At 62.5% G+C, this 24,918-nt stretch carries 18 protein-coding genes and 1 pseudogene; 12 read left to right on the top strand and 7 right to left on the bottom strand.

What is annotated here, in order from left to right:
* Position 1: 1 nt before the first annotated feature.
* Positions 2-883 (bottom strand): annotated as a pseudogene (locus C4Q27_RS30115) (PAS domain-containing protein); the annotation flags it as partial.
* A 256-nt stretch (positions 884-1,139) separates the two neighbouring features.
* Positions 1,140-2,159, bottom strand: coding sequence for a LacI family DNA-binding transcriptional regulator (locus C4Q27_RS27525; protein ID WP_003253830.1), 1,020 nt, complete (start codon positions 2,157-2,159; stop codon positions 1,140-1,142).
* A gap of 206 nt (positions 2,160-2,365) precedes the next feature.
* On the opposite strand from C4Q27_RS27525, the gene C4Q27_RS27530 reads away from it, so the two are divergent.
* The 3 genes from C4Q27_RS27530 (at position 2,366) to C4Q27_RS27540 (ending at position 4,758) form a co-directional block, all read left to right on the top strand.
* Positions 2,366-2,905: a gluconokinase gene (locus C4Q27_RS27530; RefSeq protein ID WP_010954284.1), complete on the top strand. Its 540-nt coding sequence runs from the start codon at positions 2,366-2,368 to the stop codon at positions 2,903-2,905.
* Between the two features lie 111 nt (positions 2,906-3,016).
* Positions 3,017-4,369, top strand: a complete 1,353-nt coding sequence (locus tag C4Q27_RS27535; RefSeq protein WP_060489439.1) for a GntP family permease — start codon at positions 3,017-3,019, stop codon at positions 4,367-4,369.
* Between the two features lie 86 nt (positions 4,370-4,455).
* On the top strand, positions 4,456-4,758 hold the full coding sequence (locus C4Q27_RS27540) for a hypothetical protein (protein WP_064491195.1): 303 nt from the start codon (positions 4,456-4,458) through the stop codon (positions 4,756-4,758).
* Between the two features lie 14 nt (positions 4,759-4,772).
* Here the strand turns inward: C4Q27_RS27540 and C4Q27_RS27545 are convergent, their stop codons facing one another.
* The 4 genes from C4Q27_RS27545 to C4Q27_RS27565 all read right to left on the bottom strand — a co-directional run bounded on the left by C4Q27_RS27545 (position 4,773) and on the right by C4Q27_RS27565 (position 10,186).
* Complete coding sequence (locus C4Q27_RS27545) at positions 4,773-6,200, bottom strand: sigma-54 dependent transcriptional regulator (protein WP_064491196.1); 1,428 nt, start codon at positions 6,198-6,200, stop codon at positions 4,773-4,775.
* The gene (locus C4Q27_RS27550; protein WP_104887706.1) at positions 6,169-7,662 is read right to left on the bottom strand and encodes a HAMP domain-containing sensor histidine kinase; all 1,494 of its coding nucleotides are present in this window, start codon (positions 7,660-7,662) and stop codon (positions 6,169-6,171) included. Before C4Q27_RS27550 ends, C4Q27_RS27545 begins: the two co-directional genes overlap by 32 nt.
* 305 nt (positions 7,663-7,967) lie before the next feature.
* A complete protein-coding gene (locus C4Q27_RS27560; RefSeq protein WP_104887707.1) occupies positions 7,968-9,419 on the bottom strand; it encodes a HAMP domain-containing sensor histidine kinase in 1,452 nt (483 codons plus the stop codon).
* 173 nt (positions 9,420-9,592) lie between these two features.
* On the bottom strand, positions 9,593-10,186 hold the full coding sequence (locus C4Q27_RS27565) for a lytic transglycosylase domain-containing protein (protein WP_004576566.1): 594 nt from the start codon (positions 10,184-10,186) through the stop codon (positions 9,593-9,595).
* A 185-nt stretch (positions 10,187-10,371) separates the two neighbouring features.
* Between C4Q27_RS27565 and gspG the strand changes: the two genes are divergently transcribed.
* From gspG to C4Q27_RS27600, 7 genes are all read left to right on the top strand, one after another.
* Entirely contained in the window at positions 10,372-10,797 is a 426-nt protein-coding gene (gspG, locus tag C4Q27_RS27570) for a type II secretion system major pseudopilin GspG (RefSeq protein ID WP_014861762.1), read from the top strand.
* 11 nt (positions 10,798-10,808) lie between these two features.
* Positions 10,809-11,999 carry a type II secretion system F family protein gene (locus C4Q27_RS27575; RefSeq protein ID WP_104887708.1) on the top strand — a complete coding sequence of 397 codons (1,191 nt, stop codon included), beginning with the start codon at positions 10,809-10,811 and terminating at the stop codon, positions 11,997-11,999.
* A 191-nt stretch (positions 12,000-12,190) separates the two neighbouring features.
* Entirely contained in the window at positions 12,191-13,432 is a 1,242-nt protein-coding gene (mexE, locus tag C4Q27_RS27580) for a multidrug efflux RND transporter periplasmic adaptor subunit MexE (protein ID WP_104887709.1), read from the top strand.
* Between the two features lie 12 nt (positions 13,433-13,444).
* On the top strand, positions 13,445-16,624 hold the full coding sequence (locus C4Q27_RS27585) for an efflux RND transporter permease subunit (RefSeq protein ID WP_104887710.1): 3,180 nt from the start codon (positions 13,445-13,447) through the stop codon (positions 16,622-16,624).
* Entirely contained in the window at positions 16,621-18,036 is a 1,416-nt protein-coding gene (locus tag C4Q27_RS27590) for an efflux transporter outer membrane subunit (RefSeq protein ID WP_104887711.1), read from the top strand. The genes C4Q27_RS27585 and C4Q27_RS27590 overlap by 4 nt, the downstream gene beginning before the upstream one ends.
* Positions 18,037-18,260: 224 nt before the next feature.
* Positions 18,261-19,316, top strand: a complete 1,056-nt coding sequence (locus tag C4Q27_RS27595; protein WP_064493283.1) for a HEAT repeat domain-containing protein — start codon at positions 18,261-18,263, stop codon at positions 19,314-19,316.
* Between the two features lie 78 nt (positions 19,317-19,394).
* A complete protein-coding gene (locus tag C4Q27_RS27600) occupies positions 19,395-21,011 on the top strand; it encodes a response regulator (RefSeq protein ID WP_064493282.1) in 1,617 nt (538 codons plus the stop codon).
* Between the two features lie 6 nt (positions 21,012-21,017).
* Here C4Q27_RS27600 and C4Q27_RS27605 read toward each other — a convergent pair whose 3' ends face one another.
* The gene (locus C4Q27_RS27605) at positions 21,018-23,081 is read right to left on the bottom strand and encodes a PAS domain-containing sensor histidine kinase (protein ID WP_081273301.1); all 2,064 of its coding nucleotides are present in this window, start codon (positions 23,079-23,081) and stop codon (positions 21,018-21,020) included.
* A gap of 193 nt (positions 23,082-23,274) precedes the next feature.
* On the opposite strand from C4Q27_RS27605, the gene C4Q27_RS27610 reads away from it, so the two are divergent.
* Positions 23,275-23,961: a type 1 glutamine amidotransferase domain-containing protein gene (locus tag C4Q27_RS27610; protein WP_064493280.1), complete on the top strand. Its 687-nt coding sequence runs from the start codon at positions 23,275-23,277 to the stop codon at positions 23,959-23,961.
* A gap of 129 nt (positions 23,962-24,090) precedes the next feature.
* The gene (locus C4Q27_RS27615) at positions 24,091-24,897 is read left to right on the top strand and encodes a CSS-motif domain-containing protein (protein ID WP_064493279.1); all 807 of its coding nucleotides are present in this window, start codon (positions 24,091-24,093) and stop codon (positions 24,895-24,897) included.
* The last annotated feature ends 21 nt before the right edge of the window (positions 24,898-24,918 follow it).

Consider the following 24,918-nt stretch of genomic DNA (forward strand, 5'->3'; position numbering starts at 1 on the left):
GGCCCTTGCTGTCGAAGATCGGGTTGTAGGAGGCCTCCAGAAAAACGGTCTGGCCCTGCTTGTTGACGCGTTCGAAGCGGTGCGAGTGGTATTCGCCACGGTTCAGCGAAGCCCAGAACTCTCGGTACTGGGCCGATTCGCGTTCATGCGCCAGGCAGAACAGCCCGTGGTGGCGGCCAACCACTTCATCGAGGCGGTAGCCCATGGTGTCGAGAAAATTCTGGTTGGCCTTGATAACCCGGCCTTGGGGGGTGAACTCGATCACCGCCATGGAGCGACTGATGGCCTTGAGCAGGCTTTCGCTCTCGTGCTCCAGCACCACCCGCTGGGTGATGTCCGACGCCACCTTGATTACGCTGGTGACTTGCCGGTGCTGGTCCAGCACGGGCATGTAGCTGGCTTCCAGCCAGACCTCGCGCCCCGCCTTGTCGATACGCTCGAACGTACCGCTGATAGCCTTGCCCTGCCCCAACTCGCGCCACAGTTGCTGGTACTCGGCGCTTTTTGCATAGTCCGGCTCACAGAACAGCCGGTGGTGCTTGCCACGCAGCTCGTCGGCGCTGTAGCCCATGGCCTGGCAGAAGCGCTCGTTGGCGTCGAGAATAGTACCGTCAGGGGCGAACTCGATCATCGCCATGGAACGGCCGATAGCGGCCAGTTTGGCTTGCGCATCGGCCAACGCCTGGCGGGTGCGCTGGATTTCTGCCAAATCAGACTTGCGATGGAAATCGAACATGACGCGGGGCTCCCTATGCGCGGTTTTCTGAGCATAGATCGCCGTTGGCAAGTCGTGGCATCTACAGCGCCTGTCTTGAACCAGCGCGCCCCCCGTAGGAGCGGGTTCACCCGCGAACACCGGCACAGCCGGTGCCATGCCCCGCATCGCCTGCTTCGCGGGTAAACCCGCTCCTACACCTACGGCGCATGTCTTGAGCCAGGCTGATTTCCTTGCAATCACTCGCCTGGCACAAAATCCAGCCGTTAGCGCGCGCGCCCTCCGTAGGAGCGGGTTCACCCGCGAACACCGGCGCAGCCGGTGCCATGCCCCCGTCGCCCGCTTCGCAGGTAAACCCGCTACACAATCGTTTCGGGCCAATCATTCCTGTGGGAGTCGCGCGAGAAGGCCTTGGCGGGCACTCTCAGGTGCTCTCCCGCACCATCAGCTCAAAGCCCAGATCCTGCTGCGCATTCGTCACCCGCTTGCCATCCAGCAACGCCAGCAGCGCCTGTGCTGCACCCCGACCCACCGCAGCCCGTGGTGTGCGAATGGAGGTCAGCCGCGGCACCATATGCGCCGACGCAGGCAAATCGTTGAAACCGACCATCGCCACCTGGCGTGGCACCTCCACCCCTTGACGCAAGGCCTGCAGCACGGCGCCCTGGGCCAGGTCGTCGTTACAGAAGAAGATGCCGTCGACATCCGGCGCCTGCTGCATCAGTTGACTGAACAGCACACTGCCCAGGGCAATCGACGATGGCTCCGGGGCCAACACCTCCAGCTCGGCGGCCTGCAAACCAGCCTCTGCCAAAGCCTGACGGAAACCCTCGGCACGCTGCATCACCCTCGGGTCCAGTTGCGCGGCAATGAATGCAAGGCGCTTGCGCCCGCGCTCGATCAGGTGCCGTGCAGCAGCACGCCCGGCCTGATGCTGCGAGAAGCCGACCGACAAAGCCCCTGGCTCGCCATTGAGTTCCATCATGTGCACACACGGCACGCCGCTGGCAGCCAGCATCTGCCGGGCAGCATCGCTACGCTCGAAGCCGGTCAGCAAAATGCCGCAGGGCTGATAGGCCAGGTAATTGCGGATCAGGTTCTCTTCTTCGGCAAGGTCGTAGTGATAGTTGCCGATCAGCACCTCTAGCCCACGAGGGCGCATGACCTCGTGAATGGCCTCCAAGGTATCGATGAACAGTTGGTTGGACAACGAAGGGATCAACACCACCACCGACTGGCTGCGTGCCGAGGCCAGCGCCCGGGCGGCCGGGTTGGCCACATAGCCTAGGTTCGCTGCTGCGGCGATGACCTTTTCCACCAGGTCAGGCGCAACGGTGCTGACCCCACGCAAGGCGCGCGAAGCGGTAATCGGGGAAACCCCGGAAAGCCTGGCAACTTCGGCCAGGGTGGGACGACCTGTAGTTCGGGAGCCGGTGCGGGACATGAATGTTGTAATTTTACTACTTGCAAGGAGAGGGAACGGCCACTAAGGTAGCGCTGTCTCAGGATGCAGGCAATGTAATCTTTGGTAGCAGCCACCACGCGCTCGCCACCAGGCGTCCATACTGCGTAAGGACAAGACCAATAACACCGGGGAGGTGGCTGTTCGTCATCGGCGAGACAGCGCTATCTCACCCGCAGGAGGTACTGATGAATTCTCCCCTGTCCGCCATTGTGGTGATGGGCGTGGCCGGTTGTGGCAAAAGCTGCATCGGCGCCGCCATCGCTGCCAGAAGCGGCGGCCGCCTGATCGAAGGCGACGCTTTCCACCCTGCCGAAAACATCCGCAAGATGAGCGCTGGCATCCCGCTGGACGACAGCGACCGTGCCGGCTGGCTGGTCCGCCTTGGTGAAGAGTTGCAAGCCACCACCCAGGCCGGTGAACGCCCGATCCTGACCTGCTCGGCACTCAAGCGCCGCTACCGCGACACCCTGCGCGATGCCATGCCTGGGCTGGTGTTCGTGTTCCTCGAACTGTCGCCTGCCGAGGCCGAAAAACGCGTGCTGGCTCGCCCAGGGCACTTCATGCCGGCCAGCCTCATCGACAGCCAGTTCGCGGCCCTGGAATCGCCACGCGGCGAGCCATTGACGCTTGCACTGGACGCCACCCAACCGATCGAAGCACTGGCCGAAGCGGTGGACCACTGGTTAAAGCACTGCGGTGAGCCGGGCCTGGCGCAAACCGCCTGACCTCGGCGGCTTTTCCGCCTCACCAAAGACAGCGCTACCCCACCCCGTAAACGCGGCAAAGACTCCAAAAAGCTACGCCCAAAACAACGATAAGACCGAGGCCTTCAAACCATGTTCGGACTGGCTACTGATACCTTCCTGCTGCTCGACGCGCTGGTTACCATCGTCGGGCTGATCCTGCTGATCACCCACTTCAAGGTTCACCCCTTCGTCGCCCTCACCCTCGCGGCCGGCTTCCTGGGCCTGACTTCCGGCATGCCGGTGGCCAAGGTCATGAAATCGTTCCAGGACGGTTTTGGCGGCGTACTCGGCTTCGTCGGTATCGTGCTCGCCCTGGGCACCATGCTCGGCAAGCTGATGGCCGACTCCGGTGGTGCCGACCAGATCGCGCAAACCCTTATCCGCGCCTTCGGCAAGAAGAACGTGCATTGGGCGATGATGTTCGCCGCCTTCCTGGTGGGCATCCCGCTGTTCTTCGAAATCGGCTTTGTGTTGCTGATTCCCCTGGTGTTCATCGTCGCCCGGCGCTCGGGCGTATCGTTGGTGAAAATCGGCATTCCGCTGCTGGCCGGCCTGTCGGTGGTGCACGGGCTGGTGCCACCACACCCGGGCCCCTTGCTGGCGATCGGCATTTTCCACGCTGACATTGGCAAGACCATCTTCTACGGCCTGATCGTCGCACTGCCCACCGCGATCATCGCCGGCCCTCTGTTCGGTAACTTCATTTCCCGCTACATCCCGGGCAACCCGTCCCAGGAGCTGATGGACCAGATCGCCAAGGACTCCGATCAGGGCAACCTGCCAAGCTTCAGCATCACCCTGATCACCGTACTGCTGCCGGTCGCGTTGATGCTGCTTAAAACGTTCGCCGACGTGGTGCTGCCTGCCGAGCACATCGTGCGCCAGTGGATGGACCTGATCGGTCACCCGATCACCGCCCTGCTCGCCGCCCTGTTACTGGCCTTCTACACCTTCGGTTCGGCCCGCGGCTTCAACCGCCAGCAGATCATGAAGATGCTCGACCAGAGCCTGGCACCGACTGCCGCCATCGTGCTGATCGTCGGCGCTGGCGGTGGCTTCAAGCAAATGCTGGTGGATACCGGCGTAGGCAACGTGATCGGGCAGATGGCTGTGCAGGCAGAAATTTCGCCGATCATGCTGGCATGGCTGGTGGCGGCGGTGATCCGCATCGCGACCGGCTCCGCCACGGTCGCCACCATCACCGGCGCGGGTATCGTGGCACCGGTGATCGACCTGGTGCCGGGGGTGAACCGTGAGCTGTTGGTACTGGCCACCGGTGCCGGCTCGCTGATCCTGTCGCATGTGAACGATGCCGGTTTCTGGCTGGTGAAGCAGTACTTCAACATGACCGTGGCAGAAACCTTCAAGACCTGGAGCATGATGGAGACGATCCTGTCCATCGTCGGCATCATTTTCATCATGTTGTTGTCGCTGGTGGTGTGACCGTTGATCGGGGTAATGGCACCTTGACGGTTCGGGTAAGGCCAAAGGGAAGTATGAGCCTTACCCTTACAGCAAAGGAGCCTGCCATGTCCCGCTCGATCGTCCTGTCGATTGCCCTGCTCGCCTCGCCGCTGGCCTTTGCTGTCGGCACCGGTCCGACCTACCCCGACGACCCACACAATACGGCGCCACAGCCAGGCGTGGACAGCACCCTCAACCCGATCGAGAAGCCTTTGCCGCGGGCCACCGACCCGCGCATACAGGGCAACGAACCGCAAAGCCCGCCAGCCAAGCAGAATGACAACCGCGATCTGCCGGGGATGGAGGGCAGTGGGTCGGAAGGTACCGGCCGGCAAGGAGAAGGCAGCTCAGGCACAGGTAACCCCTGACGACACGGCCTGTACTACCACTGACGCTTGTCAGGCCGGGTCAGCCCCAGCTTTTCGATCCGGTAACGCAGCATATCCCGCGACAACCCAAGCATCCGCGCCGACTTGGTCACGTTCCAATCGGTGCGGTCCAGGGTCTTGCAAACAAGATCACGCTCCATGTCAGGCAGGCTTGTACCCGGTTCTGGCTCGTGCCGCGGCATTTCGAACATGGTCGCCATCGGCTGTTGCGCCAACGGCTCGTCAACCAAGGTCATGCACAGGTTCAACTGATGCGCTTGCACCACCTCGTTCGGCGCCAGCAACACCGTCTGCTCCAGCATGTTGCGCAATTCACGCACATTGCCAGGCCAGCTATAACCGAGCAGCAGGCTTTCGGCCTCGGCCGAAAAGCGCAGGTTCGGCTTGCCATAGCGCCGGCTATGGTGGGCAAGGAAATGCCGCGCCAGTAGCAGAATGTCCTGCCCACGCGAATACAGGCGCGGCACCTTCAGGGCGATAATGCGAAGGCGGAAGAACAGGTCACGCCTGAATTTGCCCTGCTGCACCATTTGCTCCAGATTACAGTTGGTGGCGCTGATCACCCGCAGATCCACCTTGCGTTCCTTCACGGCACCAATCCGGCGGATGCTGCGGTCTTCCAGCAACTTGAGCAGCTTGGCCTGCAGCACCAGGTCCATTTCGCCGATCTCGTCAAGGAACAAGGTACCACCATCGGCAGCCTCTACCAGGCCTACCCGGCGCTCCTTGGCATCGGTGAACGCGCCCTTCTCGTGGCCAAACAGTTCGGCCTCAAGCAGGTTGGCAGGGATCGAAGCGCAATTGAACTCAATGAAAGGCCCTTTACTGCGCGAACCATCGAAGTGCAGGGCACGGGCCACCAGTTCCTTGCCAGTACCGGTCTCGCCTTCGATCAGCACCGGTGGCAGGTCGTCACTGGCCATGCGCCGCTCGGCATCGAGTACCTGGCGCAGGGTGTGCTTGAGGGTGAGCATCACCGGCGACTCGCCGATCAATGCCTGCAACCCGGACTTCTGCGCCTCGCGCTCCTGATAGAACGACAGCGTGCGCTCCATGCGCTCGGTAGCCAGGGCCTTGTCCAGGGTCAGTTTGAGCTCGGCCAGTACCACCGGCTTGGTGAGGTAATGAAAGGCGCCCTCCTTCATCGCCTGCACGGCATCTTCGACATTGCCGTAGCCGGTCATCATGATCACTTTCAGGTCCGGCGCCTGGGCCACCAACGTGCGCAGCAGGTCGTGCCCGCTCATGCCTGGCAACGAGTTGTCGGTCAGCACCGCGTCAGGTTGCGCCCGCTTGATCTGCTCCAACGCCAGCTCCGCGCTGTGGCACACGATGACTTCGTAGCCCTTGAGGCTGAGGTAGGTGCGAATGTTGTCGGCAAGGATTTCATCATCCTCGACGACCAGGATGCTCTGCTCCATGTTCCCCTCCCGCTGCAATATTGAATGTAAGACTGACGCGGGTTCCTTCCTCTTCGCGGCTGCTCAGGCTGACCGAGCCGCCAAAACGTTCCATGATGCGTTTGACCAGGGCCAGGCCCACACCGAGGCCACCCTGCTTGGTCGTGAAGAACGGTTTGAACACCATCCGTTCCTGCTGCTGGCTCATGCCTTTGCCGGTGTCGGTCAGCACGAACTCGGCACGCAGGCCTTCTTGCACATTGACCTGGGCATTGAGCATCCCGCCAGCGGGCATGGCCTCCAGGGCGTTGGAAAACAGGCTGTTGAGAATCTGCGTAAGCTGCAGCGGCTGGCTGACCACCCACTGCACGTCAGGCCCTTCGAAATGGAAGCGCACGCCGTTGCGTTCGATCTGCTGGGCAAAGGCCAGGTGGGTGTCCTCGATGGCCGCCACCAGGTCCACGGCCTCGGGTTCGTCACTGGCCGGGCGCAACGACACCAGCAGGTCGCGCACCCAGCGCGACATTCGGTCGACCTGGCTGATGATGTCAGTGATGTTCTTCTGCGCAGCAGCGTTGGCGGTTTCCTGGGCAAGTTCGGCGCTGGAGCGTATGTTGGCCAGCGGGTTACGCATGCTGTGAGCCACGGCCGACGACATTTCTCCCAGCGCCACGTAGGTTTCGCTTGCCACCAGCCGCTCCTGCTGCAGGTGCAGCATGTGCGCCGCACGGCGCACAATCCAGAACAGGCCGAAGTAGATCAACGCCCCACCCACCAGTGTCGAGGCCCAGATCAGCACATAGCCGCGCTGGATGCGCCGAATGAGGTCCTGCGGCTCCTTGTAGATTTCCACCATGGCCAGTACCTGCTCACCCTGGCTGTCGAACAGCGGGATGTAGTTCTCGATGAACAGGTAACGCGGTGCGCGCTGGAACTTCTGCTCTTCGCGATCCTCGGCGGCCTTGTGATAACTGGCCGACACCGCCTTGCGCGAGCGGAAGGCGCGCTCAAGATCGCCATCAACTTCTATCTGCTTGCCAATCAGCTCTACGTTGGTGGACCAGACAATAGTGCGGTCGCGGGCATAGACGTTGGCCAGCAAGGTGTCCGGCAGGTGCTCGACATGATCGAGGAACTCGACGCGGGTCGATTCGGCCAAGGCCGGGGTGAACTGCAAGTGCTGCAGGTCCAGCCGCGGGTCCAGCAATTCGCCCATGGTGGTGCCAGGCGGCAATTGCGAATGACGCACTTCAGCCTGGGCCATTGCCTGAATGAACTGCGCGGTGAGCATGGCATCGCGCTGCACGCTGTCGCGCACCACGAAGCGCGTCGAAACGTAACCCAGCCCACCTGCCACCGCGGTAATGATCAACAGGCTGATCACCGAAAACCAGCGCAGCAGGTTGAATTCACGCAAGGGTACGGCCCGTCCGCTGGCGGTCGCATTGGCCTTGTCGGGCGCTTCGTTTTCCAGCATCTGCATCGCGTGGTTCCCGCGCAGGGCGTACGTTCAGAACTGCATCAAGGCCAATGGCAGCAGCCACTGGGTAGCAATCCACCTGGGCAGTCGCAGCTGCCATTTGTCGCGTGTCGCGCTTCACAAACTTCGCTGCAAAAACTCGGCCAGCAGGACCATGCCAAATTAAAAACGTTATTTTTCAGTAGCTTGCAAGAACTTATTAAGAATGATTAGAGGATGATTCCCCACATCTGGGTGATTATCACCCAAAAATAAAAATCCTTTTATATCAATACCTTACTAAATTATATTGAGGTAATTTGACATATTCAGGCCAGTCGAAAGCTTAACGAAACCCTCGTGCCATGGCCTGCGCTGCTGCTGAGCCGGACCGTACCACCGAAACGTTCCATGATACGTTTCACCAGCACCAGCCCCACCCCCAGCCCACCCTGTTTGGTGGTAAAGAACGGTCGAAAAGCCATACGCTGCTGCTCTTCGTTCATGCCCTTACCATTGTCGGCCAGGCGCAAAGTCAGGCTGCGCCGGTTGTGACGTACCACCTCGATACGCAACCGCCCGCCCTGCTCCATCGACTCCAAGGCATTGGCAATCAGGCTACTGAATACCTGGCGCAGCAATACCGGGTGCCCCAACACCTGCACGGCCGGTAACGGTTGCAGGTCCAGGCTTACCCCGCTGCGCGCCAGCGGCACAGCGTAGGTCTGCAGGCTTTCATGCAACGCCTGCGGCAAGTCCACCGCCAATACCTCGTCGTTCAGCGGGCGCAGTGACTGCAGCATCTGGCGGATCCACTGCGACATGCGATCGACCTGGCTGATGATATCGTTGACCTGGCGTTGCGCCGGGCCTTCGTCGAACGCCAGGGCCAGTTCCGCACTTGAGCGGATACTGGCCAGCGGGTTGCGCAAGCTATGGGCCACCGCCGAAGACACCTCACCCAGTGCCACGTAGGTTTCGCTGCTGATCAGGCGTTTCTGCTGTACCGCCAGCAGCCGTGCGGCGCGGTGCATGATGCCGTAAAGGCCGACATAGACCAGTGCAGCGCCGACCGTGATGGCCAACCAGATCAGGATCAGGCCACGCTCGATGCGTGCGATCAGGTCGTGGGGCTCCTTGTAAATCTCGACCATCGCTGTGACCCGATCGCCATCGGCATCGAACAGCGGAATGTAGTTCTCGATGAACAACTGCTTGGGCGGGGTGATGAACTTCTGCTCGGCGCGGGCCTGTTCGAAATTGTGGTAGCTGGCCGAGACCCGCATCTTGTACTCGAAAGCCCGACTCAGGTCTTCGTCGCCTTCGATCAGCTTGCCGACCAGTGCCGGGTTGGTGGACCAGATCACTGTATGGTCCAAAGCATAAATATTGGCCAGCAGCATATCGGGCAGGTGAGCGATATGGTCAAGGAACTCGCCGCGGGCCTTGCGCCGGGCTTGCGGGTCGACGTCGGGCAAGTTATTGCGGTCGGTGCGCGGATCGAGCAGTTCGCCCATGGTCCGCACATTGGGGATCGACACATGGCGCACTTCGGCATCGGCAATGGAGGTGATGAACTGTGCGGTGAGTAACGCATCACGCTCGACGCTCTCGTCGATGATGAAGCGGCTGGAAATCAGCCCCAGCCCGGCAGCCACCGAGAGAATGATGGCCAGACTGACCCAGGCATACCAGCGCAGCAGGTTGAATGGCTTGCGCGGGGCGGCCAGCTCGCTACCGGCTGGCACGTCAAGAGTGACGGAACGAGGGGCGGCGTCCATAACGGACTCCTCAGCTGGGCACCTTCAGAAGGTTATAGCCCAGACTTGGGGAAACTATAGTATTAAATTGATGGCATCCGCCGAAGGGTATTTATTCGCCCTGACTTCACCTACCCAAAACAGCTTGAGGGTGGCGCGGCCCCTGCGGGAATGCTTGAGCTGCACGCCCGCTGTTACAAAGACGAATCATCCGTCAACCCTTGCAACTTTCGATACTCGCGCAGCACCGTGGGCACATAGCGCCGGGTCTCGGCAAACGGCGGCACGGCACCGCGCCGCAGTACAGCATCCGGGCCAGCGTTGTAGGCCGCCACGGCCAAGGTGATGTCGTTGTCGAACAGGGTGAGCATCTGCTTGAGGTAGCGTGCCCCGCCCTGCACATTGTCTTCCGGGTCCAGGCGGTCTTGCACCCCCATCTCGCGGGCGGTGTCCGGCATCAGTTGCATCAACCCCACTGCACCCGCCCGCGAACGGGCTTTGGGGTTGTAGCCGGACTCGGCCTTGATCACCGCGTGCAGCAGCGCCGGCGGCAGGTTGTGGAGGCGCGCAGCCGTGGCGACTACCTCGGCGTAAGGGCGGCCGGTGATCATCTGCGCTTTGACCGGCCCGCCCTGGGCCAGCGGCTCGCTGATCACCTTCTCATAGTGTCGCCCTGGTCGATGGACATTGGTCAGTACGTAGCCACCCTTGGCATCGATTGAGATGTACACATCGGCCTGGGCAGCACCTGCCGCCAGCCAGATCAAACCGAGGATGAGTCCACGCATGCCGGTCGCCTCTTCGTCGTGGCCCCCGATGTGGGGGAAATGCCCCGGAAAACCCGAGTACATTCACCACGACGCAAGCACTGTGCCGCTTCCTGTGCCGCATGGCGCAAGGCCCCGAGGCAGACGTGCACGGCTGTTGCATGGCGCATGTCAACGCTTGTCCCCATGCAGTGGAGGGTTTCACCATGCAGCGCAGAACCAACCCGCAACGTGGCTTCACTCTGCTTGAACTCCTGGTGGTACTGGTAGTACTCGGCCTGCTGGCCGGCATCGTCGCCCCCAAATACTTCAGTCAGCTAGGCCGCTCCGAGGCCAAGGTAGCGCGGGCGCAGATCGAGGGGCTGAGCAAGGCCCTGGACTTGTACCGTCTGGAGGTCGGCCACTACCCCAACAGCGAACAAGGTTTGCAGGCGCTGGTGGTCGCGCCCAGTGGCGAGGCTCGCTGGACCGGTCCGTACCTGCAGAAGGCCGTGCCGCAAGACCCGTGGGGCCGCGCTTACATCTACCGGCAACCTGGCGAGAACGGCGGTGAATACGACCTGCTGTCGATGGGCAAGGACGGCCAGCCGGGTGGCGATGGCGAAAACGCTGAAATTACCAGCTGGCAGTAAGGAGAGCGGCCATGCGCTACAGCCTCAAGGCCCTGGGCAGGCAGGGCGTGGTGCAATTGCGGATCGATGCCGAGGACGCCGACCAGGCCCGCCGCCAGGCCGAAGACCAGGGCCTGCGTGTGCTCAGCCTGCGCAGCAGCGGCGGCGCGCTGCGCGGCATGGCCTGGCGCCGTGAAGCGGCATTCGACCTGGTGCTGTTCAGCCAGGAACTGTCAACCTTGCTCAATGCCGGCCTGCCGCTGATCGACGCACTGGAAAGCCTGGCGGAGAAGAGCCCGGCAGCGACAGCGCGCAAGGTGCTCGCCGAGCTGGTGCGCCAGCTGTACGAGGGCCGCTCGCTGTCCCAGGCGCTGGGCCAGCAACCGCGGGTATTCCCGCCGTTGTATGTGGCGCTGGTGCAGTCCAGCGAACGCACCGGTGCTCTGGGCGACGCCCTCACCCGCTACATCAGCTATCGCCAGCGCCTGGACCTGGTCCGGCAGAAGCTGGTGGGTGCCTCGGTCTACCCGTTACTGCTGTTGCTGGTGGGAGGCGGTGTGGTGCTGTTCCTGCTCGGCTACGTGGTGCCGCGTTTCAGCCAGGTGTTCGAAGGCATGGGCACCGAGCTACCCTGGCTGTCACGGGTGCTGATGCAGGTCGGCCTGTTTCTGCATGCCCAGCAAGCGCCACTGGCGCTGGGCACCGTCGGTGGGGTCGCGGCGCTTTGGCTGCTGCGCCGGCACCCGCGTGTACGGAACTGGGCCTCCTGCCAACTGCGGCGCCTGCCCGCACTGCACCAGCGCCTGATGATGTACGAGCTGGCGCGTTTCTATCGCTCGCTGGGCATTCTGCTGCAAGGCGGCATCCCCATCCTCACCGCCATGGGCATGGCCCGCGGCCTGCTCGGCAACGCAGCAGCGCAGGGTCTGGAGCAGGCCAGCCAGCGGGTGGGCGAAGGGCTGCCGCTTTCCGATGCTCTGGCGGCCGGGCACCTGGTGACGCCGGTATCCCTGCGCCTGCTGCGCGCTGGTGAGCAGTCTGGCAACCTGGGCGAGATGCTGGAGCGCTGCGCCGACTTCCATGACCAGGAAATCGGCCGCTGGGTGGAATGGTTCGTCAAACTGTTCGAACCGCTGCTGATGACCTTCATCGGCCTGCTGATCGGCCTGATCGTAATCCTCATGTACATGCCGATCTTCGAGCTGGCCTCAAGTATTCACTGAATGGCCAGGCCCAGGCTTTCGCGTAACCTGAAGCCCACACAGGCGGTGTTCTGCGCCCAACCCGGGCCGCCATCGATAGTTGATCCCCACTTATCATTCAGCGTGATATTAACCTTCGTCCCGTTCGATTCGTGCCTCACGCGCAACACACTCACACTCCGCCCACTACTAATACATTGGCGGAGTTCTCCATGGAACAATCACTCAAACCCTTGCGCTTCCCCCTCGCTGCCCTGGCAGTGGTGGTGATCAGCGCTTGCGGTCGAACCCCCGACGCGGTGCAGGCTCCCGCTGCGCCGAAGGTAAGTGTGGCCAAGGTGATCGAGCAACCGATCACCGAATGGGACGAGTTCACCGGCCGCCTCGAAGCCCCGGAAACCGTCGAAGTGCGCCCGCGGGTCTCCGGCCAGATCGACCTGGTCGCCTTCACCGAAGGCGCTCAGGTCAAGAAAGGCGACCTGCTGTTCCAGATCGACCCACGCCCGTTCCAGGCCGAAGTCCGCCGCCTCGAAGCCCAGCTGCAACAAGCCAAGGCCACCGCCATCCGCAGCGCCAACGAAGCCCGTCGTGGCGAGCGCCTGCGTGACAGCAATGCCATCTCCGCCGAACTGGCCGAATCGCGCAGCAGTGCCGCCGCCGAAGCCCGTGCCGGGGTCGATGCGATCCAGGCCCAGCTCGACCTGGCGCGCCTGAACCTCAGCTTCACCCGCGTCACCGCGCCCATCAGCGGCCGAGTCAGCCGCGCCGAGTTCACCGCCGGCAACATCGTCACCGCCGATGTCACCCCGCTGACCAGCGTGGTGTCCACCGACAAGGTCTACGCCTACTTCGACGCCGACGAGCGCGTGTACCTCAAGTACACCCAGCTGGCCCGTGAAGGCCAGCGTAGCCAGAGCACCCCGGTATACCTGGGCCTGACCAACGAAAGCGGCAACCCGCACCTGGGCCAGATGAACTTCGTCGACAACCAGGTCAACCCGCGCACCGGCACCATCCGCGGCCGCGCGGTATTCGACAACAGCAATGGCCAGTTCACCCCGGGCCTGTATGCGCGCCTGAAGCTGGTCGGCAGCGCCCAGTACGACGCCATGCTGATCAACGACGAAGCCGTGGGTACCGACCTTGGCAAGAAGTTTGTGCTGGTCATGGACAAGGACAACAAGGCCACCTACCGCGCCGTGGAACTGGGGCCGAAGCTGGAAGGCTTGCGCATCGTGCGCAGCGGCCTGGGCAAGGACGACCGCATCGTGGTCAAGGGCCTGCAGCGCGTACGCCCTGGTTCGCCGGTAACCCCGGAAGAAACACAGATGGCCAGCGAACAAACCCTCGCCGCCCTCGCCCAGCAGCGCCAGGCCCTGGAGGCCAGCAACCCGGCGCCGAAGGTGGCGGGCAACAACGTGAAAGTCGCCAGCGCCCAGGCGCCACGCGGTTAAGGGACCCTACCGATGAACTTCTCGAAATTCTTCATTACCCGGCCGATCTTCGCCGCGGTGCTGTCGCTGGTGCTGCTGATCGCGGGTTCGATCTCGCTGTTCCAGCTGCCGATCAGCGAATACCCCGAAGTGGTGCCGCCCACCGTGGTGGTGCGCGCCAACTTCCCCGGCGCCAACCCCAAGGTCATCGGCGAAACCGTTGCCGCGCCGCTGGAGCAGGCCATTACCGGTGTGGAGAACATGCTGTACATGTCCTCCCAGTCCACTGCGGACGGCAAGCTGACGCTGACCATCACCTTCGCCCTGGGTACCGACCTGGACAACGCCCAGGTGCAGGTGCAGAACCGCGTGACCCGTACCCAGCCCAAGCTGCCCGAGGAAGTGACCCGTATCGGTATCACCGTCGACAAGGCCTCGCCTGACCTGACCATGGTCGTGCACCTGACCTCGCCGGACAACCGCTACGACATGCTCTACCTGTCCAACTACGCCATCCTCAACATCAAGGACGAACTGGCGCGCCTGGGCGGCGTAGGCGACGTGCAGCTGTTTGGCATGGGCGACTACTCGCTGCGCGTCTGGCTGGACCCGAACAAGACCGCTTCGCGCAACCTGACGGCCAGTGATGTGGTCGCGGCAATCCGCGAGCAGAACCGCCAGGTAGCCGCCGGCCAGCTCGGCGCGCCGCCTGCCCCAGGCTCGACCAGCTTCCAGCTGTCGATCAATACCCAGGGCCGTCTGGTCAACGAGGAAGAGTTCGAAAACATCATCATCCGCGCCGGTGCCGATGGCGAGATCACCCGCCTGAAAGACATCGCCCGGGTCGAACTCGGCTCCAGCCAGTACGCCCTGCGCTCGCTGCTGAACAACCAGCCGGCGGTGGCCATCCCGATTTTCCAGCGCCCAGGCTCCAACGCCATCGAGATCTCCGACGAAGTGCGGGCGAAAATGGCCGAGCTGAAAAAGGACTTCCCGGAAGGGATGGACTACAGCATCGTCTATGACCCGACCATCTTCGTGCGCGGCTCCATCGAAGCGGTGGTGCACACCCTGTTCGAAGCCCTGGTGCTGGTGGTGCTGGTGGTGATCCTGTTCCTGCAGACCTGGCGCGCCTCGATCATCCCGCTGCTGGCGGTGCCGGTCTCGCTGATCGGTACCTTCGCGGTCATGCACCTGTTCGGTTTTTCACTCAACGCGCTGTCGTTATTCGGGCTGGTGCTCGCCATCGGTATCGTGGTGGACGATGCCATCGTCGTGGTGGAGAACGTCGAACGTAACATCGGGCTGGGCCTGAAACCGCTGGAAGCCACGCAAAAGGCCATGAGCGAAGTGACCGGGCCGATCATCGCCACCGCCCTGGTGCTGTGCGCGGTGTTCGTACCTGCAGCGTTCATTTCCGGCCTGACCGGGCAGTTCTACAAACAGTTCGCCCTGACCATCGCCATCTCGACCGTCATTTCGGCGTTCAACTCGCTGACCCTGTCGCCAGCCTTGGCCGCGGTGCTGCTCAAGGACCATCATGCACCCAAGGACCGTTTCTCGCGGTTCCTCGACAAGCTGCTGGGCAGCTGGCTGTTCTCCCCTTTCAACCGGTTCTTCGACCGGGCCAGCCACAGCTACGTCGGTGGCGTGCGCCGCGTCATCCGCTCCAGCGGCATCGCCCTGTTCGTGTATGCCGGCCTGATGGGCCTGACCTACCTCGGTTTCTCGTCCACGCCGACCGGTTTCGTGCCGGCCCAGGACAAGCAGTACCTGGTGGCCTTCGCCCAACTGCCGGACGCGGCCAGCCTCGACCGTACCGAAGCGGTGATCAAGCGCATGAGCGAAATCGCCCTGAAGCAGCCTGGCGTGGCCGACTCGGTAGCCTTCCCGGGCCTGTCGATCAACGGTTTCACCAACAGCCCCAACAGCGGCATCGTGTTCACCCCGCTCAAACCATTCGATGAGCGCAAGGACCCGAGCCAGTCGGCGGCAGCCATCGCAGCCGCGCTGAATGCCCAGTTCGCCGACATCCAGGACGCCTACATCGCCATCTTCCCACCGCCGCCGGTACAGGGCCTGGGCACGATTGGCGGGTTCCGTCTGCAAATCGAAGACCGTGGCAACCTGGGTTACGAAGCGCTGTACAAGGAAACCCAGAACATCATCGCCAAGAGCCACAACGTCCCAGAGCTGGCTGGCCTGTTCACCAGCTACCAGGTCAACGTGCCACAAGTCGATGCCGCCATCGACCGGGAAAAGGCCAAGACCCACGGAGTGGCGATCACCGACATCTTCGACACCCTGCAGGTTTACCTGGGCTCGCTGTACACCAACGACTTCAACCGCTTTGGCCGCACTTACCAGGTCAACGTCCAGGCCGAGCAGCAGTTCCGCCTTGATGCCGAGCAGATCGGCCAACTGAAGGTGCGCAACAACCCTGGCGAGATGATCCCGCTGGCGACCTTCCTCAAGGTCAGCGACACCTCCGGGCCGGACCGGGTGATGCACTACAACGGCTTCATCACTGCCGAGATCAACGGCGCTGCCGCCCCGGGCTACAGCTCTGGTCAGGCGGAAGCTGCAATCGAGAAGCTGCTGAAAGAGGAACTGCCCAACGGCATGACCTTCGAGTGGACCGACCTGACCTACCAGCAGATCCTCTCGGGCAATACCGCATTGCTGGTGTTCCCACTGTGCGTACTGCTGGCGTTCCTGGTGCTGGCCGCCCAGTACGAAAGCTGGAGCCTGCCGCTGGCGGTGATCCTGATCGTGCCGATGACCCTGTTGTCGGCCATCACCGGTGTGATCGTATCGGGTGGCGACAACAACATCTTCACCCAGATCGGCCTGATCGTACTGGTGGGCCTGGCGTGCAAGAACGCGATCCTGATCGTCGAGTTCGCCAAGGACGAACAGGCCAAGGGCCTCGACCCGCTGGCTGCGGTGCTGGAAGCCTGCCGCCTGCGTCTGCGGCCGATCCTGATGACCTCGATCGCCTTCATCATGGGTGTGGTGCCCCTGGTGTTCAGCTCCGGCGCAGGTTCGGAAATGCGCCATGCCATGGGTGTGGCGGTGTTCTCCGGGATGATCGGCGTGACCGTGTTCGGCCTGTTCCTGACCCCGGTGTTCTTCTTCCTGATCCGCCGTTTCGTCGAGCGTCGCCAGGCCCGCAAGGCTGAACACGCTCAAGTGCTGGAGAACCACGCATGAACCTGCTCAAACCCCTGACCCCAAGCCTGCTGGCACTGGCCCTGGCGGCCTGTGCGGTAGGCCCGGACTACCAGGCGCCAGCCACCGAACCTGCGCAATTGGGCAGCGATGTGCAGGCCAAGGCCTACGACCGTAGCCGCTTCGAGAGCCTGTGGTGGAAGCAGTTCGACGACCCGGTGCTGAACCAGCTGGTGCAGGCTTCGCTGGACGGCAACCGAGACTTGCGCGTGGCCTTCGCCCGCCTGAAATCGGCCCGCTCGATCCGCGAAGATGCCGAAAACGACCCGTTCCCGGTGGTCACCAGCCGTGCCAGCAGCGATCTCGGCAAAGGCCAGATCCCCGGCCAGACCACGCAGCGGGTGAACAGCGAGCGCTACGACCTGGGCCTGGACATGGCCTGGGAACTTGACCTGTTCGGCCGCATCCAGCGCCAGCTCGAAGCCAGCGAAGCCCAGGAAGCGGTGGCCGCCGCCGACCTGCAACAGTTGCAGGTCAGCCTGATCGCCGAACTGGTCGATGCCTACGGGCAGCTGCGCGGTGCCCAGTTGCGCGAGAAGATCGCCCTGGCCAACCTGAAGACCCAGCAGGAATCACGCACCATTACCGAAACCCTGCGCGATGCGGGCGTGGGCAATGACCTCGACGTGGTGCGTGCCGATGCGCGCCTGGCCGGGGTCGAAGCCACCGTGCCACAACTGCAAGCCGAACAGGCACGGGCGCGGCATCGCATCGCCACCCTGCTCGGCCAGCGCCCTGACGCGCTCAGCGTAGACCTGTCGCCCAAGGCCCTGCCGGCCATCGCCAAGGCGCTGCCGGTCGGTGACCCGGGTGAGCTGCTGCGCCGCCGCCCGGACATCCGCAGCGCCGAGCGCCAGCTGGCGGCCGCCACCGCCAACGTTGGCGTGGCCACCGCCGACCTGTTCCCCCGCGTCAGCCTCAGTGGCTTCCTCGGTTTTACCGCCGCCCGCGGCTCGCAGATCGGCTCGTCGGCAGCCAACGCCTGGGCGCTGGGCCCGAGCATCACCTGGGCGGCCTTCGACCTGGGCAGCGTGCGGGCCCGCCTGCGCGGCGCCAAGGCCGATGCCGAAGGGGCACTGGCCAACTACGAACAGCAGGTGCTGCTGGCGCTGGAAGAGTCGGCCAACGCCTTCAGCGATTACGACAAGACCCAGCAGCGTCTGCTGTCGCTGATGCGCCAGAGCGACGCCAGCCGCAAGGCAGCAGAACTGGCCTCGATTCGTTATCGCGAGGGTACCGTGGACTACCTGGTACTGCTCGATGCCGAACGTGAGCGGCTAAGTGCTGAAGATGCACAAGCTCAGGGTGAGGTCGACCTTTATCGCGGCATCGTCTCGATCTACAAGGCCCTGGGTGGCGGCTGGCAATCGGAGACGGTGGCCAGCGCGCACTGATTCCACTGCCTCAACGACTCCTTTGGTTGGCTCCTCCCCCAACCGTTTGCCCCGCAGGCCATGGCCCGCGGGGCTTTTTTATGTTTGCCATCGTATTCACCCCAATACGCAGTGCATGGAATGCCACCGCAGGCCTGGCGCCTGGCCAACGGCGTGCCCGGTTCGGTTGCATTTACCCCCCGGCTGGCCCAAGCTCTGCCCTTCCCGCCGCCACGGATCGTCCGATGCCCAGACGCAACCGCTACCTGATCGCCCTGCTGTTGTCGATTCTGGTATCGGCCCTGTTCGGCTACCTGTGGCGCGACGCCCCGCCAACCCCGCCAACCTTGCCAGCACACAGCTACGCCAAGGCGCTGCGCCAGGCCCACGACGGTCAGCCCGGCGCCGCACGGGTGCTGTACCAGCAATTGCAGCGTAACGACCTGCCTGCGATCCGCCGTGCGGCACTGTACGCCGAGTTGCCCAACTACCCCTCGCCGCAGGCATTGAAACTGGCCCGCCAGGACCTGGAACATGCCGAGCCGCTGGTGCGTCGAGCGGCCATTGCCAGTATCCGCCGCCTGTTACCGCCAGCACAGCGCAGCCTGGTACTCGGCCCGCTGCTGGACGACAGTGAGCAAAGCGTGCGTTTTGCCGCCGTGGATGCCCTGCTGGGCCTCGATCCCGACGCCATCGGCCTCTATTTCGGCCCCCTGCAGTCAGCCTTGGAGCAATACCAGCAAGCCCTGGAGCAACAGCCTGAAGATGCCGAGGCCCAAGTGCACCTGGCGCGCCTGTACCTGCACGAAAACGACTACACGCACGCCGCTGCGGCCCTGCAGCGTGCGCTCGCGGTTGCCCCCGGCAACCTCGATGCCCTGGCGACTCAGGTACGCCTGCTCGAGCGCCAGGGCCACCACGACGCCTCCCGCCAGGTGCTGGGCAAAGCCCTGGCGCTGAGCCCCGACTCGGCCTTTCTGCAGTATGAGCTAGGGCTTTGGCTGAAGCGCCACGAACAGCGCGAGTATGCCTTGCTGGCCCTGTCCCGCGCCGTCGAACTGGACCCGGACAACGCCGATTACCGCTATACCCTGGCAGTCACCCTGCATGAGCTGGACCAGCTCGACGCCGCCCAGAAGCAACTGGAAACCGTGCTCAATCGGCAGCCAGCCAATCGCCGGGCACGGGTGCTGCTGATTCAGTACTGGAAAGAGTCCGGCCAGTTGCAGAACGTGCAAGTATCGCTCGCCGAGCTGGAGCGTCAGAACCCGGACGACCCTGTGCTGCAACAGGGCCTGTAGGCAGTACCTGAACTTAGTTGAACCCTGAGCCTGTGCCAGGGTCCAGTGGGTATAAGGCCACCCTAAAGGAGAGTCGTTTTGGCCAGTTCGTTGGCGCTGGATGAACGTGCCTTGATCCTCGCACCGCCACAACTGGCGGCGGATACCTCACGTCTGCTGACTTCCGCCGGCATCAACAGCCTCTGCGCGGTCGACCTGGCCAACCTGCAGGCGCGTCTGACCGAGGGCGCAGGGTTGGCGATCATTGCCGAGCAGGTGTTCAGCCAAGGCCCAAGCGCCTTGCTGCAGGCATTCATCGACCAGCAACCCAGCTGGTCGGATTTGCCCATCGTGCTGCTGACCCAGGGCGCCTGGTCGACCGCTGGCGTGAATCATCATCCAGTGGGCAATCTTCTCTGGCTGGTCACGCCCTACGAAAATGCCCAGTTGCTGCACATGACCCAGTCCGCGCTGCGCAACCGGCGGCGACAGTACGTGACACGTGACCAGCTCCATGGCATGCAGCAGCGCCTGGACAGCCGGCCTTCAACCCCGGACGAAGAGCAGGACCGCAGTGAGTTCACCCGCTGCCAGGCACGCAAGATGGAGGCCATCGGCCAACTGGCCGGCGGCGTCGCCCATGATTTCAACAACCTGCTCACCAGCATCAGCGGCAGCTTCGAACTTATCCAGCGGCGCCTGCGCCAAGGCCGCAGCGACGGCCTGGATGGCGTTCTGTGCATGGGCCGCGAGGCCGTTTCACGCGCCGCCCGCCTGACCCACCGCTTGCTTGCCTTCTCTTCCCGTCAATCGCTGCACAGCCAACGTATAGATCTGCATACCTTGCTCAAGGCAGAACGCCTGGGCGCTCGCCTGAGCCCGTCGATAACCCTGCAAGTGCACGCGGCCAAAGACCTGTGGCCCGTGGAGGCGGATGACCAGCAGTTGCAGGAGGCCCTCGACAACCTGCTGCTCAATGCCCGCGAGGCCATGCCCAACGGTGGCCTGCTATGCATCGAGGCGAACAATCATCACATCGCCACCGAGCAAGCTGCTGACGGCGCTTTGCGCACTGGCGACTATGTGCGCCTGCGAATAACCGACAGCGGCCAAGGCATGGCGCAAAGCACGCTGGAGCACGCCTTCGAACCCTTCTTCAGCACCAAGGCGACCGGCCAGGGCATTGGCCTGGGGTTGTCGATGGTGTACGGCTTCAGCAAGCAGTCCCATGGGCATATCACCCTCAGCAGCGAGATCGGCCAGGGAACCCAGGTGGAGCTGTATTTGCCACGCCATGTCGACCAGGCCCTGTCATACAGCGAACCTGTGCCAGCCAGGCAAGACGGCTGCAGCCGACACGTGCTGGTTGTCGAGGACGATCCCCATGTGCGCCAACTGCTTTGCCAGGCGCTGGACGAAAGCGGCTTCCCCTGCCAAAGCGCAGCCGACGCCAATGAGGGACTGAAGGTGCTGCGCTCGGCACAACCGGTGGATTTGCTCATCACCGATGTGGGCTTGCCCGGCATGAACGGCCGGCAACTGGCAGAAATTGCCCGCAGCCTGCGCCCACGATTACCGGTGCTGTTCATCACCGGTTACGCGGAAACGGCCATGGCCCGCGAAGGCTTCCTGGGCGCTGACATGCACCTGATCTGCAAGCCGTTCGAGTTGCAGCAGTTGCAGGCTCGAGTGACACACATTCTAGGCAAGCCTTGAAGTGCCTTACACGTCAAGCAGGCGTAGCGCCTCATCGGCAAGATGCGCCAGGGAAAACGGCTTGTTCAACAATGCCGTGCCCGGCTGATCGAGCAATTGCGCTTCAATGGACTGATCCGCATAACCGGTGATGAACAGAATTTTCTGCTGTGCAAGCTGCATGCGCATGGCCTTGGCCACTTGCCGGCCACTGAACCCACCCGGCAAACCGATATCGGTGATGACCAGATCGAAAGGGCCGCCATGGCGAAAGCGCTCCAGTGCGCTATTGGCATCGCCCACATCCGTGACGTCAAACCCACGCTCAGTCAGGTATTCGCGCATGACCGCGCGCAGATCAAGCTCGTCATCCACCAGCAGCAGGCGCTTGCCAAGTGCCATGCGCTGCGAAAGCGGTACCGGCACGGGCTCATCCGGAACCGGCTCATGGCACCTGGGGAAAAGCATGGACACCTTGGTGCCCTGCTCTGGCGCCGACTCGATCCAGGCATACCCGCCCGACTGACGGACGAAGCCATATACCATCGACAGACCAAGCCCGGCCCCACGCCCGAGAGGTTTGGTTGTGTAAAACGGTTCAAAAGCCCTGGCGATATCAACCACTGCCATGCCATGGCCATCATCCTCGACATGCAACGCCACATAGTCGCCTGGCGGCAAGCCACTTTCATCCGGGAAAAACGCAGTCAGCCGTTCGTTCACGCTGCTGATGGTGACATTCCCTTGTTCCAGGCACGCTTCACGCGCATTGGCACACAAGTTGATCAAGGCATTCTCGAGCTGGGGCACGTCCAGGCTCACTGCCCAAGGTGCAATGTCCAGTTGCCAGTGCAAACGCATCTCTGCCCCCAACGCCCGCAGCAAAAGGGGTTCGCTCAAACGTAACTGCCGATTGAAGTCCAGTGGCCGAGGGGCCAATGGCTGATGGCGGGAAAATGCGATCAACCGATGGGTCAGGTCCATGGCCCGCTGCACCGCGTCGCGCGCAACGTCCACGTAGGCCTCCACACGCTCCAGCCGCCCCTCCTGCAAGCGCCGCTGCAGCAGTTCGAGGCTGCCACCAATACCGGACAGCAAGTTGTTCATTTCATGGCCCATGCCGCCTGCCAACTGGCCAACCACCTCCATACGCTCGCTGTTGTGCATCAGCATCTCTGCCTGCCGCGCAGCCTCTTCACGGTCTGCGGTGATGTCGCGGCCAACCGCAGTCAGCAGGCTGCCGTCAAACCTCGCACTCCAGCGAAACCAGTGGTAGTGACCATCGCGGTGTCGCAGGCGGATCTCCAACTGCTCCGCGTGGCTGCATTGCAGCAGCTCGGACACTGCCAATTGCACTTCGGCACGCTCTGTCGGGTGCACCAGCTGCATCACCGACATCGCCTGCACTTGTTCTTCTGTCCAGCCCAGAATGCGGTACCAGGCCGGGTTGGCAGCATGCAGTTTCAGTTCAGGGGTGAGCATCATCATCGCTTCGCGCGACAGCAACCAGAACTGCTCTCGCTCGGCCACATGCTGCTCGACCTGGCGTTCAAAGCTCTGCACCTGCTCACGCCAATGGCGGTGTGCCTCGACGCTGGCCGTGGTCTCGATCACCGTATGCAGAAACCCCGCCACGTTACCGAGTTCATCGTGCAGGGGGGCATAACCGAATGCGCACCATAGTGGTTCGGCGCCTTCACTGCGGACGATACGCAGGGGTGGGTCCTCGACAAAATTCGAGTGGCCTTCCAGTGCCTTGAACACCCAGGGGCCCACTGCAGGCCAGATATCACTCCACAGGGTATCGAACGCCATGCCCAGCGCATCCGGTAATGCCCGCAACGCCCGGTAGCCATCGTTATGCACCACACACAGGTCCGGCCCCCAGACCACCGCACATGGGAAAGGTGACAAATGCATCATGTCCACGGCAATGCGCAACGAAGCAGGCCAGCGCGACAATGGCCCAAGCGAGGTACGCCACCAGTCGAACTGGGCTATCCGCTCCCCCATCGGCTCGATCGATGGCAAAACAGGCGACTGCAGGATGACCTGCGGCGCGGGCTCGCGTGGCTTACCGTTAGCGACCAATATCGTGACTCCAGCAATGCTCAGGGTTGACCACAGCGCCGCCAAGCCTGGCACGCTCGCCCGTGGATGGATTCAAGTTAGCACAGCACGTCCGGCCCACCATGGCGGACTTGCTTGTGGCAGCTATGCTAATTAGGTTTTCCCTCGGGCCAGGGAGCACCGGCCCATTCAGGTTGGCGACGGGAGCAGGGTCATGAGCAAGAAAATTCTGGTGGTGTTGACCAATACAGCGAAGTATCCAACCCTCAAACGGGCGACCGGGTTGTGGCTGGGTGAAGCCGTTCACTTTGTCGAGAAAGTCGAAAAGGCCGGCTACACGGTCGATTATGTCAGCCCACAGGGCGGTTACGTTCCCGTCGACCCGAAAAGCCTGCAGATGGCCCCTGACCTGGACTGGCAGTGGTATGACGACAAGCGCTTCATGACGCGCCTGGGCAGTACCTTGGCCCCAGGGCAGGTGAAGGCCAACGAATACAGCGTCATCTATTACACCGGTGGGCATGGGGTGATGTATGACTTCGCAGAAAACCAGGCTCTGCAGGAACTGGCACGCAAAATCTATGAAAAAGGTGGCATTGTCGCAGCAGTCTGTCACGGCGTAGTCGGCCTGCTGAACATCAAGCTGAGTAACAACTGCCTGCTGCTCAAAGACCGCAAGGTGACCGGCTTTTCCAACATAGAGGAAAAACTGGCCGAACTGGACGACGTAGTGCCGTTCCTGACGGAGAACGAACTTGGGGCTCGCGGCGGTGAGTACAGCAAACATGATGAGCCGTGGAAGCCATACGTGGTCGACGATGACAGGCTGATCACCGGGCAGAACCCCGCTTCCACTGCCTTGCTGGCCGAGGCAGTGCTGAAAAAGCTCAAGGGCAGTTAGCTACATCAAGGCGCTCGCTTTCCTACCGCTTCAACTGCAGCCGGACTACAGCAGCCCGGTCAGCAAATACATAGGCTCAGGGCTCAACTGTTCACCACGGACAGTTTCAGAGCGGAGAACTATTAGCCTATGTCGAAAATCATGCACGCGGGGCGCAGCATGGTGGAGCTGCTGCTGCTCATTGCAGTGGCGCTGGTGCCTGTGGTTTCCGGTTTGCTGGTGATGGCTTTCCAGCTGGAAGCGAAACTTGCGGAAAACGCCAGCATTTCCGTTCAGGAGGCGGTTTTCAGCGTCGACAATGCACTGGACAGAATGCACGAGACGGCCCTGCGCACCCTGCCATTTGCAGGGGAATCTTGCGATAACGTCAAAAGCGCCTTGCAGGACCAGGTTGCCATCCGCTCCATGGTCAGGTCGCTGACCTTGCTCAAAGACAATCAACCCTACTGCAGTACGGCTTCAGGTTCGCTGGAGCATTATTCATCATTCGCGTCGTCCGGCCAGCGGGTCGCATTGTCCTACGGCCCTCCTGACACGCGCCAGAAGCTGCTGGTCGACTTTCACCAGAAGGGCAAAAACAATAGCGTCATCGTGACAGCCTATGCCATGCAGATTCGCAATGAGCTGGATGGCTTTCTGGATGGGCTGACACTGCTGGTCGAATTTGGCGACCGCTACATATGGAGCAATGGTGACAGCCGTGACCTTGAGCGCCCTTCACAGTCAGAATTCTTTACAAGCGCCATGTCGGCCAAGTATGGATACACGGTCAAAGGTGGCTACCCAGCGGGTTTCACCGCTCAGGAAATCCGCCAGTCGGTGCTGCAGATCGTCCCCTCGCTGATGCTGGTGGGGATCGTGACCGGCTCGATCGTCTACCTGGCCCTGTTCAGGGCTCGTGCCAACAGGCGGGGTACCGCCGCCGAACGAACATGACGACGACGGTACTCCAGGGGC

The sequence above is a fragment of the Pseudomonas sp. SWI36 genome (genome assembly GCF_002948105.1).
Classification (GTDB): Bacteria; Pseudomonadota; Gammaproteobacteria; order Pseudomonadales; family Pseudomonadaceae; genus Aquipseudomonas; species Aquipseudomonas alloputida.